The following is a 15,549-nucleotide window of genomic DNA, read 5'->3' on the forward strand; positions in this document are numbered from 1 at the left end:
ACTTCTTTCACAAATCGCCCCGGTTTGTGAACGCGACCTGCAGTATCTCTCGGGTGCGGCGCGCTTGTGTGTTCACAAACCTCACGCGTTTGTGAACACCCCGCTTTTCCGCCTGCACTTGCTGGCAGCAGCTCTACTCGCCCAGCATCTTCTTGACGCTGGGTTCAATGGCTTCGCCCCACGTCTCGTAGCCTTTGGCGGAGAGGTGCAGAAAGTCCGGCATGATCTCTTTCGAGAGCGTGCCGTCTTCGCTAAGAAACTGGCTGCCGATATCGAGATACCTCACGTGCTCGTTGTCGGCCAGTTTCGCCAGTCCTTCGTTAGCGGTAGCGATCCGCTGGCGAAAATCGGTGGCCGGCTTTTGATCGCGGGGGAACATGCCCAGGAGCAGGATCTTCGTTTCCGGTAGCTTCTCCCGCAGCACTTTCAGCAAGGCTTCCACTCCCCGCACCACGTCTGCGGGTTTGTCGTTGTGTAGGCCAAAGTTGTTCGTGCCAATCATCAGCACGATGGCCTTGGGTTTGAGGCCGTCGAGTTCGCCGTTCGCCAGTCGCCAGTGAACATTCTGCGTCGTATCGCCGCCAATCCCAAAGTTTACGGCTTTGCGCGGCGCATAGAGCTTCTTCCAGGTTTCGTTGTTGCCCCAACCTTCGGTGATCGAGTCACCCAGGAACAGCAGGTCGCAGTTCCCCTCCTTGGCACGCTTCAAGTATTGCTCGTGCCGCGCATCCCAAGTCGCCACACTCATCCAGCCATATTCCTTGGTGCGCTTCATGGGCACCGCGGGATCTTCAGCGGCCTGGGAAATCGCTGCGAAGGCAACGAACAGCAATATGTGGCAAGCAGAAGCCATGTTCACGGAGAATTCCTTGTATGACCAACGTCGGTTCGCTAATCTCACTCGCACTCTACCAGGAAGTGGCAGAGTCTCGAGAATTCTAGCCTGAACGCAGTTCCTTGTAACTCCGAGCGAGATGACTGCAGTGCGTCCAATTTCGAACATCAAGTGCAAGCGAATTCATGCTTCCAAGGAGCGCGGCGACACGGGGCATTGGTGGTTTGAAATAGGTCCATCCTCGTCCGTGACTTCAGAAAGCTTTGGCTGGTGGCCGCAGCAACTCGGGCTTTCAATCCAACAGGCGCTCCAGGGAGTTCCGGGCGAGCTAAATGACGGCCTGAACGGCCGAGTTCCAGCGCGAGATCCGCATCATGGCGATCCCAGTGACGAAGAATTTCATCCGCTAGTTTTTGCCGACGACCCTAGAACCGATGAACAGATTGCGGCTTGCTTGCGTCAGTTCGCCCACGATTTTAAAGGGCCATGGCAACTCCGCAGCAGCAACTGTCATTCCTTCCAAATCCTCGCTCTGCAACACTGTAAATTAGAAACACCTGCTCACGTTCGAAGCAGAAGGATCTAAGGCTGAAGAATGCCCAACGCAAAGGTCCGCTATTTTCAGACATTTTCGGCAACGTCGTACCCCGTAACCCCGCGCAAAGAATTGGCGCGGTCCGAGGCGTTGCTACAGAACACGTACTATGAGGCAAGCTACGATAACGCTGATCGTCTCATCCAGTTCCGAAAGTTTTTAGTGCAGGGCGAGGACCGAAATTGGAAACTGGTTTTCACCGAAACGTACGACTATTGGCCTAGCAATTCACTGAGAACTCGACGGTTGGTCACGCCAGATGGAATTGACCGCGATTGGCAATTTGCAGATCAGCCGTTGGAAAGGAAAGCGGAATTGGATACTCGGGCAGGCTGGCTACTGGATAGTGAAACCGATGCGGAGATGTGGGCGAAGCAACTCGCAATTTGCCACGACCTGATTACCGAGTACGAATGGAACGTCTGGAAGCGCTCTGTCCAAGAGCCGCTTGGTAGGAAATGGGCGGTTGACGTCGCCCAGAATTCACTGCCGCAGTTCTGTCAGATTCTGGAATGCGCCCTACCAGACTCCAATCCTCGGTTCTCGCTCATCGCTTCTAACGAAGAACCGCAGAATCGGCGAGAGTTTCTCCAGTCGCTGAGCAGCCCAGAGATTTTCAGCATTGGTGAATTCGTCGACGAGTTTGCTTTCATTCGCGAAGCAGGCCCATTCGACTTGATCAGTTTGCTACGGCCCAAGCACCAAGATTGGCTGGATGCGTATCAAGTCAAATCGGCTTACGCATTTGCGATCGTAGCCAGATTCGAACCAGAGGAACCCAGCAGTGCAGTGCCGCAAGTTGAAATCGCCGCACACTTTGTGCTGTGGTTGGCACGAGAGCTATCGCCAGAACAGTCCATCGCCGCGACTTCGATTTTCAAGCGACTGGCCTATTGCGTGCAAACAATGATCGATCTGGCCAGTAGTCGACAGCCGGTCCAGATTCGTCGCAAGTCCGATTAACTAAGCAGCGCGCCGCGGTTCCTCTTGCTTTGCTCGCGATTCAGAGGTGGGCGAATGAGCGGCGTTTTCCTGCATCTCTTGTGCTAACTCGGCTTCGCCTTCTCGCCACCAGTTGCCAAACGCAGAGGAAACCTTCTGGTGTTGCTTCAAGACCTGCTGCTGTTCCTCAGAAAGCTGCATATCCATTGCTCCGCGAGAGAAGTGAACTAAAACTGTCGAATGGCCCGCAATCTAGGGCGTTTCACTTTGATTGGTCAACGTCATTTCCGCTCTTGCTAGCGATTTCGTGGGTCAGCTAGCTGAAATTGAAAGATTCTTGTCGATTGTCACTTGCCCGGTTCGACCAATGTCTGAAAACCGCCCTCAACCTGACAGCCGGTTGGCAGTTGGCTGGCAGAACAAGTAATCTGACGTGCGAACGACTCGTCTTTGCATAACCTGTCCGGGGAGTTCTACGATGGTGAAGAAAGTCTTGGTGATTGTTGGCTCGGTGTTGCTGGTCTTGGTTGTTGGGTTTCTGATCGCGGTTGCGATGCAGCCCTCGACGTATTCCATCACGCGCAGTGCCAAGATGAATGCTCCGCCGGAAGTGGTGTTCGCGCAGGTGAACAACTTTCAGAACTGGAAGGCCTGGTCGCCGTGGGAAAAGCTCGACCCCGAGATGAAGCGAACCTTTGATGGTCCCGAGGCGGGAACCGGTGCCAAGTACGGTTGGAGTGGCAACGACAAGGTCGGCGAAGGAGCCATGACTATCACCGACAGCCAGCCCAGCGAGAAGATTCTGATCAAGCTGGAGTTCAAGCGGCCGATGGTCTCCGAATGCCCAACGAGTTTCCAGTTCACTCCTGATGGTGCCGGCACCGAAGTCACCTGGACCATGAACGGCGAAAACAACTTCACGGGCAAAGCATTCTGCCTGTTGATGGATATGGACAAGATGGTGGGGGGCGATTTTGAGAAGGGGCTTGCCAGCATGAAGGAAATTCTTGAGAAGGCACCCGTTGAGTCATCAACGCCAGAGTCACCCGCCCCTACGGAACCTGCCGAGCCAGCTGGTAAATAGTTGTTGGTATCTATCTCCCTCACGAACCGAGACTTCAACATGAGCTACGTCGATGGTTTTTTACTCAGTGTTCCCGAAGCGAAGCTGCCCGAGTATGTAAAAATTGCCAAGAAGGCGGGCAAGCTCTGGATCGAGCATGGTGCCCTTGAGTACTTCGAGTGCCAAGGGGATGATCTGGAAATCCCCAACATGCTCTCGTTCAACAAGGTCGCCAAACCCAAGGCGGGCGAAGTGGTCATGTTCTCGTTTATCATTTTCAAGTCGCGCAAGCATCGCGATCAGGTCAATAAGAAGGTGATGGCCGACCCCCGGATTCATGAAGGCATGGATCCGGACCCAAAAAACATGCCTTTCGACTGCAAGCGAATGGCCTACGGTGGGTTCAAAGCCGTTGTCGAAGCCAGAGCCAAATCTGCTTAGGAGCATTCACTCGTGTCTCAGATTTCTAATCAACCTTTACCGGCGACGACTCAGCCCAAGTGGCTGACGATCACGGGCTGGGGCATCACGGTCTTGGTCGTTTTGGGGCTCTTCGTAAGCGCTGGCTTTAAGTTGAGTGTGCCGCTGAAGCTGGGTGACTACCAAAAGATGGAGGAGGAATTCAATAAGGGAGGTTTCTCGGCTAAGGCAATGGAGATCATTGGCATCGTCGAGATTGCCTGCGCCCTCATCTATTTGTTTCCCCGCACGGCGGTTCTCGGTGCTGCACTCTTGAATGGATACTTGGGTGGTGCGATCTGCGCGCACGTCGTGCAGAAGCAACCTATCTGGGCACCGCTGATCTTTGGCGTCGTCATGTGGCTCGGCATCTATCTGCGTGAGCCGCGCCTGCGCGCGATCATGCCGTGGCGAACGTAGCGAACGAGTAGACAGACATCAGCAAAAACCTGCGCAGGTTGCAATCATGACCACTCCAACTCCTCGCCGTTGGTGGAATTACAGCCTGCGAAGCCTGTTGGTGGTGGTGACGGTGGTGAGCGTGTATCTCGCCTATCAGAAGAGCGTCGTGCGGTCGCGGCAGGCACTGCTCCAGAGCGTCCGCACTGGATACGGCGCGAGCATTACAACAGCCGCCGAAAGAAAGGGGTCGGACAACACCTTGCCCGGCGAAAGGCTGGCCTCGATCCCGCTCGTTCGCCGGTGGCTGGGCGACGAGGCCATTCAAACGATTGCGGTGGACTACGGCACAACTCACGAACGGAGGCAAGCACTCGCCCGCCTGTTTCCAGAGGCCAAGATTGTCGATGCTCCGCCAGCGGAGCCCTGTCACCCCGGCTGTTTCCCGCATGGCACCCTGGTGGAGACACCCGGGGGAGCGATCAAAATTCAAGCAATCCACGAGGGAGACACGGTTTTTATGATTTCGCCGGCGGGCGAGAAAAAATCGGTCCCGGTGATGTCGATCTTCCGGACTCACAATCGACTATGGGAAGTAGAGACCGAGCGCGGGACGCTGCTTACGACCGAAACTCAGCCTTTGAGTGTGAGTCTGACCGACTCGCAGGCTGTGGGAAAATTGCAGCCCGGCGATACGGTTCTCTGCTGGCTGGATGATCGCGTACACGAAGTGACTGTGAAGGAAATTCGCCGGACCGAACGCATCGTGCCCGTGATCAACTTGGTTCTCGGCAACCGCGAGCCTTTTATCGCCAATGGATATCTGGCCCGCAGCAAGCCGCCGAGTGACGAGCCGTCTCACAATCCATCTGGCAACGACGTTCCTGGCAACATCGCACAATCGCAAACAACACCGCAGGAAACCGCTATGAGTCGCGTTCGAGTTCTGGTTGGTACTCGCAAAGGAGCGTTCATTCTCACCTCCGATGGCAAGCGTGAGAAATGGAATGTCTCGGGCCCACACTTCGCAGGCTGGGAGCTGTATCACCTGAAGGGTTCGCCCGTTGATCCCAACCGCATCTACGCCTCGCAGTCGAGTGGCTGGTTCGGCCAGATGATTCAGCGCTCCAGCGACGGCGGCGAAACCTGGGAAGCAGTCGGCAACAAGTTCGCCTACGAAGGCGAGGTCGGCACGCACCTCTGGTACGACGGCACGCCTCATCCGTGGGAATTCAAGCGAGTCTGGCACCTCGAGCCTTCGCTGTCCGATCCCGATACGGTCTACGCCGGCGTCGAAGATGCCGCCATGTTTCGCACCACCGACGGCGGACAATCGTGGCACGAACTGACCGGCCTGCGAGGTCATGGCGCAGGCAAGTATTGGCAGCCTGGCGCAGGTGGCATGGGTTTGCACACGATTCTGATCGACCCCAAAGACCACCAGCGGATCTTTGTGGCAATCTCGGCGGCGGGAGCGTTCCGCACCGATGATGGTGGCCAAACTTGGAAAGCCATCAATCGCGGGCTGAAGAGCGAATACGTGCTGCCCGACCCCGATGCCGAAGTGGGACACTGCGTCCATCGCATCGCGTTGCATCCTTCCAAGCCAAGCACGCTGTACATGCAAAAGCACTGGGACGTGATGCGCAGCGACGACGCAGGCGACAACTGGTACGACGTCGGCGGGAACTTGCCCACCGACTTCGGCTTTCCGATCGACGTGCATGCGCATGAGCCTGAAACGGTCTATGTGGTGCCGATCAAGAGCGACAGCGAGCACTTTCCGCCGGAAGGCAAACTGCGTGTCTATCGCAGCAAGACCGGCGGCAACGAATGGGAAGCGCTCACGAACGGGCTGCCGCAAGAGAACTGCTTCGTCAATGTGCTGCGCGATGCAATGTCGGTCGATATGCTTGACGACTGCGGCATCTACTTCGGTACCACGGGCGGCCAGGTCTATTGCAGTCCCGACGGCGGCGATACCTGGCGAACCATTGTCCGCGACTTGCCAGCTGTGGTGAGTGTCGAGGCACAAACGCTGGGGTAGAGAGGCGGGAGACGAGAGGCGAGGGACGAGAAAAACTCGCTTCCAAGCACTTCTATCCCGTTAGATACCATTCGACATTGGATGCCACCGAGTTCGCTGAATTTCTTCCCCCGACCCTCGCCTCCCGCCCCTTGTCTCCCATGCCCGCCATCCGCATCCACTTGCCGTTTCATCTCCGCACGCTGGCCAAGGTCAGCGGCGAGGTGGAATTGGAAGTGGAATTGCCGGTCACGCAGCGGGCGATTCTCGATGCGCTCGAAGCTCGCTATCCCATGCTGCTCGGCACGGTGCGCGATCACACCACCAAGCAGCGGCGGGCGTTCATCCGTTTCTTTGCTTGCCAGCAAGATCTGTCCAACGAACCGGCCGACGCGCCACTTCCAGAACCGATCGCCGCCGGCCGCGAGCCGTTTCTGATTATTGGTGCCTTAGCGGGCGGGTAGAACGCTTGCTTGGGCCAGGCTGCGAGTAAATAATGAGCTCATGGAACTCACCGGACGTGTTCAGAATGGCGTGATTGTTGTGGACGGGAATCCAGCTAATCAGCCCGCACGGCTGGAGCAACGAATCAAATTTCCTCTCGTTACCAGTGATTCACCTGGCAGCATTCGGCTGACGGACCAGCGCGTCGCCGAGATTCTGGACGAAGAAGAGCTTTCTGCAGGATGTTAGCGAGACGGCTGGCCGTCAACCAATTTGGCGTTCAATGACTCAGCAGCTAGCCTCATTCGCGCTCTTCGCAGAAATGTCGCCGGTCACGTTTGATCGCGGGTTTCAGCGATATTCGGCCTTAAATTTGATCATGCTGGCGAATTAGCAGTTGCGAGCTTGCGAATCGCTCTCGAAAGTCTGGCCCGGAAGTTGCTCTCCATGAGCGACTTCGTTTTGGTCACTATTCTCGCAACCCTTTGGATTGAGTTCACCTGCCATGCGTTTTCTGGTTTCCGGCCACTTGGAGTATACGGTCAAGTTTCCCTCCACCTTGATTCTGAACATTCACGCCCAACGCAACTCGGGGCAGACGATCCTCGACGAGCACTTTGCGGTCGAGCCGTATGTGAAGTTTGAGGAGTTCGCGCTCGAGAGTGGTGGCAGCCGTTTTGTACGCCTAGAAACAGGCAAAAAAAAGACACTCACCATCGACTACAAGGCCACGGTCGAGTGTACGCACGAGGTGATACCCGCGAGCAAGCTGGATTTCACTCCCGTCGCCGAAATGGACCGCAAGGCGCTCCCGTACTTGTTCCCCAGTCGCTATTGCCAGTCCGATCGCCTCGGGCGTTTGGCCTGGGATCTGTTCGGTAAGGTCGCGAATCCCTACGAGAAGGTGATCGCCATCGTCGACTGGATTCACGACAACGTGGAGTACCTGCGGGGCAGCACGAACAGTGAGACATCGGCCTACGATACCGTCACGCAGCGGACGGGTGTCTGTCGAGATTTTGCGCACCTGGGCATCTCTTTGTGCCGGGCCCTCAATATTCCGTCGCGGTACTTCTCGGGTTACAGCTATCAGTTGCAGCCACCCGATTTTCATGCGTGCTTCGAAAGCTACATTGGCGGCCGCTGGCTGGTGTTCGATGCCACTCGATTGGCCCCGCTGAATGGCCTGGTCCGCATTGGAACCGGTCGTGATGCGGCCGATGCGGCCGTAGCTAGCTGCTTCGGTCGGGTACAATTAGAAGCAATGACGGTCGATTGCCAATTGGCACCCGATCAGAAGTTCACGCCGCTGGAGCGAAAGCAGCTCGGACGCAAGGGGATTTCGCTAGAACAGCACAGCAATGTCACGTCTTCGAATTGAACACGATACGATCTACTCGTATCGCCGCCCCGTCTCCTTCGGCCGCCATCGCCTTGTCCTTCGCCCTCGCGAAGGACACGACCTGCGTGTCGAAAGCATGTCGCTACAAATCTTCCCGGCCCATAGGCTGGTGTGGTCGCGCGATGTCTACAGCAACAGCGTAGCCATCGTCGACTTTTTGGAAGAGGCCGAACGCCTGGAAGTGCGCAGCAATATCATCGTCGACCGCACCGATAAGTTCCCCCGCGAAGACCCGCACGAGCCTTGGCCCATTCCCTGGCCCGTCGAGTACGACGAACGCGAACTGCCGATCACGGCCGGTTATCAACTGGTGTCTTATCCGGGCGATCAGTCCGACGTGCGCGCGTGGATGCACCAGCACGATTGCCTGACCAAGCCCGTCGATGCCGAAGCGATGTTGATGTGTCTCTGTACGCTGATCAACAGCCAGATCAAGTATCAGCGGCGGATGGTAAAGGGGGTGCAATCTCCCTCACAAACACTCACGATTCGCTCGGGTTCGTGTCGCGATATGGCCGTACTGATGATGGATGCCGCCAGGCTGCTCGGCCTGGCGGCTCGCTTTGCCAGCGGCTACCTCGATTGCCCCGCAGCCGAAGCGGGTCGCGCAGCCATGCATGCCTGGACCGAAGTTTACCTGCCCGTGCTCGGCTGGCGCGGCTTCGATCCCACGATCGGCGAGCCTTGCTCACTGAAGCACATCGTCGTCGGCGTTTCTCACCACCCGCGCGGTGTCATGCCTATCTCCGGCATGTTCAGCGGCGACTCTGCCGACTACATCGAGATGCACGCCCCGGTGAAACTCGAACGACTTGGGTAGGCTTTTAAGACATTCCTCGCTAAATGTACTTGACCATAACAATGCGAGATAGACGTTCCTGGCCAGTATTTGTTTGTGGACAATGCGCCAGCATGCATGTATCCTACGCGAGAATAATCTCTCGCCTCCGATACTGCATAGCAACATGTACATCTTTGAGACTACCTCATTATGGGATCGCACCCTGGCACCAAAAGGCGAGGGTGAACGCGCTGAAAGGGCGCGTACAACATTGCGAGAAGCATTTCTAAGCTTTCGAGCTAGAGCCGAACTCCTCGCAAACGAGATCCCCCAAGACTTACGACTATTGACGGTTCACGATATTACCCATATCGATGCACTTTGGGAAATTGCGGACCTCGTAGCAGGAGAGCAGTTTGCAATCAATCCAGTGGAAGCCTTTGTCCTCGGCGGATCGTTTCTGCTCCATGACCTTGGAATGAGTCTATCTGCGTACAACGAGGGAATTACAGAGTTGAAGCAGCACAGCGATTGGAGCGACGTAATCGCGTCCATTTACCGCAAGAGAACAGGCAGATTGCCCAAAGCAGACGATCTTAGAACCCTCGATCCAGACGACGAACGCGAAGCGAAGGAGCAGCTCCTTCGGAATCTCCACGCTCAAAAAGCTGAGAGTCTAGCGACCACTGCGTTCAGGCACCGATCCGTCGACCAATCATATTACCTACTTGAGTCCAATGACTTACGCCACTCACTTGGAGGTCTAATAGGGCAATTAGCTTTTAGTCATTGGTGGACAATTGATCGGGTCGCAGATCAGTTGGATCGAATCATCGGTTCCCCAGTTTTCTGTCCAAGAGAATGGCGGATTGACCCATTGAAAATTGCCTGTCTTCTTCGCGTTTCAGATGTGTGTCACCTTGATGCCCGACGCGCGCCGGGATTCTTGCGTGCACTGCGGAAGCCGAATGGCATTGCAGAATCACATTGGCTGTTCCAGGAACATCTACACAAGCCGGATGTCGAGCTTGAACGGATTCGCTTTAGCACCAGTCGGCCATTCACAAAAGATGAGTCTGCAGCGTGGTGGCTATGCTATGACACCCTGAAATACGCTGACAGAGAGTTGCGCGATGTCGATTCGCTGCTCCGTGATTCAGGGCGGGAGCCAATGGCCGCCCAGGGTGTCACCGGTATTGATGATCCTATCAGATTGCAAAAGCACATCCCAACAAGCGGATGGGACCCCGTCGACGTCCAGATCAAGACAACCGACATTGCTTCACTAGTTCATCGCCTTGGCGGCGCTGAACTTTACGGAGAAGATCCGACGGTCCCCCTTCGGGAGCTAATCCAGAACTCAACAGATGCTGTTCGCGCGCGTCGAGTTATGGAAGACAGGCCAATTGAGTGGGGTGAGGTTTGTGTTCGGATAGACGTGGTCGATGGCACCGATGTAGTCGTCATCTCCGACAATGGCATAGGCATGACACGTGCAGTGCTGTGTGGCCCTTTCCTGGATTTCGGACAGAGCTATTGGGGTTCCAACTTAATGATTCAGGAAAATCCGGGGCTCCTGCGGAAGGGGTTCCGTTCGACGGGGCGCTTCGGAATTGGGTTCTATTCCGCCTTCATGTGGGGAGATCGTGTTGAAGTGGTAACAAGGAGTCGGAAGGTAGGGCCATCCGACACTCTGGTCCTTGAGTTTAAGAAAGGTTTAAGGGACAGGCCAGTTTTAAGACGAGCGGCGGACAGTGAACAGCTTCTTGAAGCTGGCACAGTTGTTAAGGTATGGATGAAAACAGGTCTAAGTGATGCAGGTGGACTATTGTCGCCTGACAATGGTTCTCACAGAATTGGGGAACACCACCCCACTAAACTGCCTGACCTCGTCGGGTGGCTGTGCCCAGCTTCGGATGTTGCGATCTCCGTCAAAGAAGCTGGGGACGCTTTGAAGCGTGTGGTGAACGCTAATGACTGGACTTCGCTCGACTGCGTCGAATTGCTCCGGCGAATCATCGGAGGCGATGAATTTGACTGCCATGCGGAATACATTGGCAAACTTGCGAGTAGAATGCGAGCTATCGTCGATTCTGACGGTAATGTAGTTGCCCGCATCTCTCTGCCGATGGCTGAGTGCAGGCAGTTTGAATCTTTGGCGCTTATCGGCGAAGCAAGAGATGACCTAGACGATGACGAAGCGGCCCCTCCTTACTCACTGGATTGTTCACCGGGCGTCGTAGTAGCCGGTGGATTTCGCGCATCGTCGCTAGAAGGCCTCGTTGGTGTTGTGGTGGGCAATGTTGTCACAGCTGCTAGAAACAGAGTTGACATCGTTGTTGACGAGCAACTGCTTTCCAATTGGGTTAATGAGCAAAGAACCCTCGGTGCAGTTGCGGATTTCGGAGAATGTGGCCTAATGAATTTCGCATCACAAATTCGGCATTATGGAGGCGACACTGACTGCCTACCTATTGCTAACACTTTGGATGGCTGGAATACATATAGCCAGATTGCCGCTATGGTTTTGCCGGACGAGGTTATCCTAGTTGAGCAATACCTAATGACTAGTCGACACAATATTCGCGCTCTGCCAAACGTGTTTGTTACAAGCACGATGCGTGGATATTACGACAACATTAGATGCTCCGTTGATTTAAGATCAAATTGTTGGCCTTGGAGCGTGTATGGCGCTACGCTTGCGGGCGCGGTAATCGAAGCTGTGTCGTTCGCTTGGGGATGCGATTTAGACGATGTGCTGGCATCAAGTCTGTTTCCGGAAGACAGCGATGAAATGATCCAGGTGGCAGTCCGAAATAGTGGAAAGCCCGTTTACTTCGGAAATGCGATTGTTTTACGCAAACCTGCTGCCCCCCGTTAGGCCCTGCAAATGCCTGGAGAGTGAGTCAGAAGTGGACTAAGCGTACTCCTTCAGAGCACATCGTCGTCGGCGTCTCTCACCACCCGCGCGGCGTCATGCCTATCTCCGGCATGTTCAGCGGCGACTCTGCCGACTACATCGAGATGCACGCCCCGGTGAAACTCGAACGACTCGGGTAGGCATCTTTCTGCAGGTTGGTCGACCGTGAACTTGCAGCGATGCGGCGAGGGGTGTCAAGGAATGTCGCAAATCTAAGTGCGCAAATACTTGACAATGGACCACTACATTCTGAAAATTGTCATGTACGAAACTGACATCGGCAGCGGTGACCGGTTGCCGCTGCGCGGAGGGAAAGTTTTGAGTTGGGGAGCGTAGCGGGCGAAGTGGGAAGTTGGTTGGCAGTTCTGCCCCTCACCCCAACCCTCTCCCCGGAGTACCGAGGAGGGGGGGTTAATGCGACGGAAAGGTGGGGGGTGAACAGGGGCGGAAAGTGGTTATCAAGAAAACGGTGATATTCGCCAAGTGTGCGGCGGAGGTTGTTGCGGGTGAAAGGGTTACGCCAAAGAATTATCAGAAAAAAGTCGCACAAACAGTTATCAAAACTGGTTATCAGCGCGAGTCGGTCACGCCTCACTCGGGTTCTCGCTGGGGAACGCGGGGACGATTGTCGCAGGCAGTTCGGTTGAGCCAGAAAGGGCAGGTCGGAGAGGGCTTGAGGGGGGACGCAGCACACGCAGTTTGCAGCTGGTCCTTTTCGGGGGTGTTCACAAACCGGCGGAGTTTGTGAGCAGCAAGTGCCGTAACTCTCGGGTGCGGCGCGCGGCGGTGCTCACAGCCCCAGGGGGTTTGTGAACAAAGTTTTCCCAAGCCAGGTAGAAACGAGTGAGGTTACGGCGAAGCAACAAGTGCCAAGGGGGCTGGTTTTCAGTGCAGGCCCCTCACCCCAACGTCTCCCCGGAGTACCGAGGCAAGGGAGTGACGTAGGAGGCAAGGATGAGAGTACGACTACGACCACTGCAGGACGTCGAGCGTGAGGTTGGCTCGTTCGTTCTGACAGATGAGCATAATGTCGTCGTGGGCGGTGAAGTAAGCGGCGACCACGTTCGGGTCCCATTGCCGGCCAGCACCTTCTTTGAAGATTTGGTCGACCCGCTCGAAGGGCAAGCCCTTGCGGTAGGGACGATCGCTCGACATGGCGTCGAAGGCATCGGCCACGGCGACGATACGGGCGATGAGCGGCGTCTGGTCGCCACTCAGTTTGAATGGATAGCCAGCGCCATCCCATTGTTCGTGATGATGCAACACTGCTGGCAGCACGTCGGAGAGTTGCTTGATGTCGGCGAGGATGCGATAGCCCAGTTCTGGGTGCTGCTTGATGTGCTCGAACTCGGCGTCGGTGAGTTTGCCAGGCTTGCGGAGCACGGCGTCGTCGATGCCTATCTTGCCGATATCGTGCAGCAGGCCAGCCATGTAGAGCGTGTGGAGGACTTCGGTCGTGCAGCCCAGTTCTTTCGCCAGGCGAACGGCAATGCGGGCCACGCGATCGCTATGACCGCAGGTGTACGGGTCCTTGGCGTCGATGGCGGAAGTGAGGGCTCGTACCACGCTGGCGAGAAACTCAGCCTGCTCGCGATACAAGTCGCGGTTACCGCTGTGAATGCCAAGCATCGCACCGACGGAGTTGAGCAAGCTGGCTTCGACGGTGCCAAACTCATCGCCGCTGATGTGATTGAAGACGCCAATCCAGCCAAACAGTCGCTGACCGTCGCTCATCGGAACGATGATCAGTTCTTTGACTTCTGGGAACGGCCAATCTTCGCGCGAGGTGATGTTCGGATTGAGCACCTGGGGCGCGCAGCCGGCTTCCAGGTGCAGATATTCGATCAATTGGAGAAAGCGGTCTTCGTTGAGTGGGCAATTGCCAGCAGTGACCAGTTGCCCCAGGGTGCGGGCTTTGTAAGTGACGTTCCCTTCCTTGGCGACCGGCAACAGCTGGATCGCGGCACCTTTCGTCGGCAAGCAATCGAGCACCCAGTTCACAATGAGGTGCGCCAGTTCTTCTTCATCGCGCGAGATGCGCAGGTTTTGCGTTACGCCGTGCAGCAAGCAGATTTCTTCGTAAGTGCTGGCGAGGCTGTCGGAGAGTTTTTCGACCTCGCGGGCATAACGACTGGCTTGGCGCTCGGCCGCGTATTGAGCTTGGACGGCACCGCCCAGGCGCAGAAGCGAATCGGGAGTCCACTGCATCTGCCGGCTGAGCCATTGGCGAGCGCGGCGGTCGTCTACGCCCAGCATTTCGCACAGGCTTTCCGACGATTCGTTGGGTTCCAAGTTGCGAGTGGCAAAGGCAGCCGTCGCGGCAACCATCACACCGCCGGGCAGTTGAAACGGAATCGCAATGAGGACTGCGACGTCGTCATCGGCGACGAACTGCGGTTCGAGACCGACCACACCGCGCACGAGCAAGCCGCGCTGGGGATCGTTGCTGCCCGGTTGTTGCAGCGAGACGTGCATCAGGTCGCCGGTGTAACAGTCCCAGATGCTGAAGGCGACGCCAAAGGCCTTGCGCAGCGCGACTGCCACGGCTTGCAGTTCAGCCGATTGCTCTGCCTGCGCTTGTCCGGCGGCAGCCAGACTGCTGGCCGAAAACGGCGGTCTAATTGTGGTGTCCAAGGCGTTCGTCATGAGTCAACCCGAGGGAAACATCAAACTCGTGCTCGCTACCCACGAGCAAAGTTCGTCCTCTCAGAACTTAGGTTGCAGACGGTGACGCGCTGGAACTGGATCGCAAGCAGACCGGGCTTTTGTTGGCGACAGGGCAACTTCGACCGCCAGTAGCGATTGTGCGGCCACTGAAAACGCTCGATGAGGGAGGAGGACCGGATGCGGAATAATCGACACCTACGGCAAGCTCGTTATGAAGCCTACGACCGGCGCTGCGCGGGACATTACGTGGTTGCCGTGACTAAGGGAGCAGGCGAACCGTTCAAGGTGCTGCCGACCAGTTCCGATATAGATACGACGCACGGCTTGCGAGCTGTGATTTTCCTTGAGAACACGCTACGGGCGTTCGCGACGTCAGTAGCTGATCGGAGCCGTTCGGTTTGCTGCCCCAGCCGCACGGCTCCTCTTTTTTGCTATGCCATGAAAGACGTGCTCCTACAGAACTGGCCGTTGATTCTGTTCGCCGTTACGACGGTTGTGCTGGTGGTCCTGGCGTTGCTATCTCTGCGCGACGGCCCGCTCCCCTACGAACGCCGCGGCGTGTTGCTGTCGCCGGCAGAGGTTTCGTTCCTGCGATCGCTGAATCTGGCGGTGCGCGAGGATTGGCTGGTCTTCTCGATGGTCCGCCTGGCCGACATCATCAAGGTGCGGCCGAAGACGCGCAAGACCAGCTTTTGGCAGGGGCGGATTCAGAACAAGCACCTCGATTTTGTGATCTGCGACTACGAGACGCTCGAGGTGAAGCTGGCCATTGAGCTGGAAGACGAAACCCCTTCGCGCACCGAGCGGGCCCAGCGCGACAAGTTTCTCAACACGGCCCTGCATGCGGCCGGCCTGCCCCTGATGCGGGTGAAGCCCGAAGCCAAGTATGAAACGGCCGCTTTGCGGAAAGATATCGAAGACGCCCTCGGGATTCAGCGCAAGAAAAAACGCTAGAAAAAGTGCGTTGGGCGAATAGCGGTCTACGTCGAGTAGGTGCGCCAGAAATGGCGGTTAGT

General features: G+C 56.4%; 15 protein-coding genes. 12 read left to right on the forward strand and 3 right to left on the reverse strand.

Annotated elements, in window-relative coordinates:
* Positions 1 to 133: 133 nt before the first annotated feature.
* Entirely contained in the window at positions 134 to 853 is a 720-nt protein-coding gene (locus tag NA78x_RS27340; protein WP_425619480.1) for a platelet-activating factor acetylhydrolase IB subunit, read from the reverse strand.
* A gap of 892 nt (positions 854 to 1,745) precedes the next feature.
* Here NA78x_RS27340 and NA78x_RS27345 point away from each other — a divergent pair.
* Positions 1,746 to 2,393 carry a hypothetical protein gene (locus NA78x_RS27345; protein WP_425615547.1) on the forward strand — a complete coding sequence of 216 codons (648 nt, stop codon included), beginning with the start codon at positions 1,746 to 1,748 and terminating at the stop codon, positions 2,391 to 2,393.
* Here NA78x_RS27345 and NA78x_RS27350 read toward each other — a convergent pair whose 3' ends face one another.
* Positions 2,394 to 2,573 carry a hypothetical protein gene (locus NA78x_RS27350; protein WP_425615548.1) on the reverse strand — a complete coding sequence of 60 codons (180 nt, stop codon included), beginning with the start codon at positions 2,571 to 2,573 and terminating at the stop codon, positions 2,394 to 2,396. It lies immediately after the preceding gene.
* Positions 2,574 to 2,850: 277 nt separating this feature from the next.
* On the opposite strand from NA78x_RS27350, the gene NA78x_RS27355 reads away from it, so the two are divergent.
* From NA78x_RS27355 to NA78x_RS27400, 10 genes are all read left to right on the forward strand, one after another.
* Positions 2,851 to 3,456: an SRPBCC family protein gene (locus NA78x_RS27355; protein WP_425615549.1), complete on the forward strand. Its 606-nt coding sequence runs from the start codon at positions 2,851 to 2,853 to the stop codon at positions 3,454 to 3,456.
* A 39-nt stretch (positions 3,457 to 3,495) separates the two neighbouring features.
* Entirely contained in the window at positions 3,496 to 3,876 is a 381-nt protein-coding gene (locus NA78x_RS27360; protein WP_425615550.1) for a DUF1428 domain-containing protein, read from the forward strand.
* A gap of 12 nt (positions 3,877 to 3,888) precedes the next feature.
* The gene (locus tag NA78x_RS27365; RefSeq protein ID WP_425615551.1) at positions 3,889 to 4,314 is read left to right on the forward strand and encodes a DoxX family protein; all 426 of its coding nucleotides are present in this window, start codon (positions 3,889 to 3,891) and stop codon (positions 4,312 to 4,314) included.
* Between the two features lie 46 nt (positions 4,315 to 4,360).
* Positions 4,361 to 6,340, forward strand: coding sequence for a hypothetical protein (locus tag NA78x_RS27370; RefSeq protein ID WP_425615552.1), 1,980 nt, complete (start codon positions 4,361 to 4,363; stop codon positions 6,338 to 6,340).
* Between the two features lie 140 nt (positions 6,341 to 6,480).
* On the forward strand, positions 6,481 to 6,783 hold the full coding sequence (locus tag NA78x_RS27375; RefSeq protein ID WP_425615553.1) for a MoaD/ThiS family protein: 303 nt from the start codon (positions 6,481 to 6,483) through the stop codon (positions 6,781 to 6,783).
* A gap of 40 nt (positions 6,784 to 6,823) precedes the next feature.
* On the forward strand, positions 6,824 to 7,012 hold the full coding sequence (locus tag NA78x_RS27380; protein WP_425615554.1) for a hypothetical protein: 189 nt from the start codon (positions 6,824 to 6,826) through the stop codon (positions 7,010 to 7,012).
* Positions 7,013 to 7,268: 256 nt separating this feature from the next.
* Positions 7,269 to 8,144, forward strand: coding sequence for a transglutaminase-like domain-containing protein (locus NA78x_RS27385; RefSeq protein WP_425615555.1), 876 nt, complete (start codon positions 7,269 to 7,271; stop codon positions 8,142 to 8,144).
* Positions 8,125 to 8,985, forward strand: a complete 861-nt coding sequence (locus NA78x_RS27390) for a transglutaminase family protein (RefSeq protein ID WP_425615556.1) — start codon at positions 8,125 to 8,127, stop codon at positions 8,983 to 8,985. The genes NA78x_RS27385 and NA78x_RS27390 overlap by 20 nt, the downstream gene beginning before the upstream one ends.
* Positions 8,986 to 9,130: 145 nt before the next feature.
* Positions 9,131 to 11,827, forward strand: a complete 2,697-nt coding sequence (locus NA78x_RS27395; protein ID WP_425615557.1) for an HD domain-containing protein — start codon at positions 9,131 to 9,133, stop codon at positions 11,825 to 11,827.
* Positions 11,828 to 11,847: 20 nt separating this feature from the next.
* A complete protein-coding gene (locus tag NA78x_RS27400; protein WP_425615558.1) occupies positions 11,848 to 12,006 on the forward strand; it encodes a hypothetical protein in 159 nt (52 codons plus the stop codon).
* 826 nt (positions 12,007 to 12,832) lie between these two features.
* On the opposite strand, the gene NA78x_RS27405 is transcribed toward NA78x_RS27400, so the two are convergent.
* Entirely contained in the window at positions 12,833 to 14,512 is a 1,680-nt protein-coding gene (locus NA78x_RS27405; RefSeq protein ID WP_425615559.1) for an HD-GYP domain-containing protein, read from the reverse strand.
* A gap of 198 nt (positions 14,513 to 14,710) precedes the next feature.
* On the opposite strand from NA78x_RS27405, the gene NA78x_RS27410 reads away from it, so the two are divergent.
* The gene (locus NA78x_RS27410) at positions 14,711 to 15,487 is read left to right on the forward strand and encodes a DUF2726 domain-containing protein (protein WP_425615560.1); all 777 of its coding nucleotides are present in this window, start codon (positions 14,711 to 14,713) and stop codon (positions 15,485 to 15,487) included.
* The last annotated feature ends 62 nt before the right edge of the window (positions 15,488 to 15,549 follow it).

Origin of the sequence: Anatilimnocola aquadivae, from assembly GCF_049819085.1 — a bacterium.
In the GTDB taxonomy this organism is placed as follows: domain Bacteria; phylum Planctomycetota; class Planctomycetia; order Pirellulales; family Pirellulaceae; genus Anatilimnocola.

Excerpts from the sequence above, each read along its gene's own strand:
- NA78x_RS27405 (WP_425615559.1), bottom strand. The coding sequence starts at position 14,512 with ATGACGAACGCCTTGGACACCACAATTAGACCGCCGTTTTCGGCCAGC.
- NA78x_RS27385 (WP_425615555.1), top strand. The coding sequence starts at position 7,269 with ATGCGTTTTCTGGTTTCCGGCCACTTGGAGTATACGGTCAAGTTTCCC.
- NA78x_RS27375 (WP_425615553.1), top strand. The coding sequence starts at position 6,481 with ATGCCCGCCATCCGCATCCACTTGCCGTTTCATCTCCGCACGCTGGCC.
- NA78x_RS27355 (WP_425615549.1), top strand. The coding sequence starts at position 2,851 with ATGGTGAAGAAAGTCTTGGTGATTGTTGGCTCGGTGTTGCTGGTCTTG.
- NA78x_RS27380 (WP_425615554.1), top strand. The coding sequence starts at position 6,824 with ATGGAACTCACCGGACGTGTTCAGAATGGCGTGATTGTTGTGGACGGG.
- NA78x_RS27340 (WP_425619480.1), bottom strand. The coding sequence starts at position 853 with ATGGCTTCTGCTTGCCACATATTGCTGTTCGTTGCCTTCGCAGCGATT.
- NA78x_RS27395 (WP_425615557.1), top strand. The coding sequence starts at position 9,131 with ATGTACATCTTTGAGACTACCTCATTATGGGATCGCACCCTGGCACCA.
- NA78x_RS27360 (WP_425615550.1), top strand. The coding sequence starts at position 3,496 with ATGAGCTACGTCGATGGTTTTTTACTCAGTGTTCCCGAAGCGAAGCTG.
- NA78x_RS27390 (WP_425615556.1), top strand. The coding sequence starts at position 8,125 with ATGTCACGTCTTCGAATTGAACACGATACGATCTACTCGTATCGCCGC.
- NA78x_RS27370 (WP_425615552.1), top strand. The coding sequence starts at position 4,361 with ATGACCACTCCAACTCCTCGCCGTTGGTGGAATTACAGCCTGCGAAGC.
- NA78x_RS27410 (WP_425615560.1), top strand. The coding sequence starts at position 14,711 with ATGCGGAATAATCGACACCTACGGCAAGCTCGTTATGAAGCCTACGAC.
- NA78x_RS27350 (WP_425615548.1), bottom strand. The coding sequence starts at position 2,573 with ATGCAGCTTTCTGAGGAACAGCAGCAGGTCTTGAAGCAACACCAGAAG.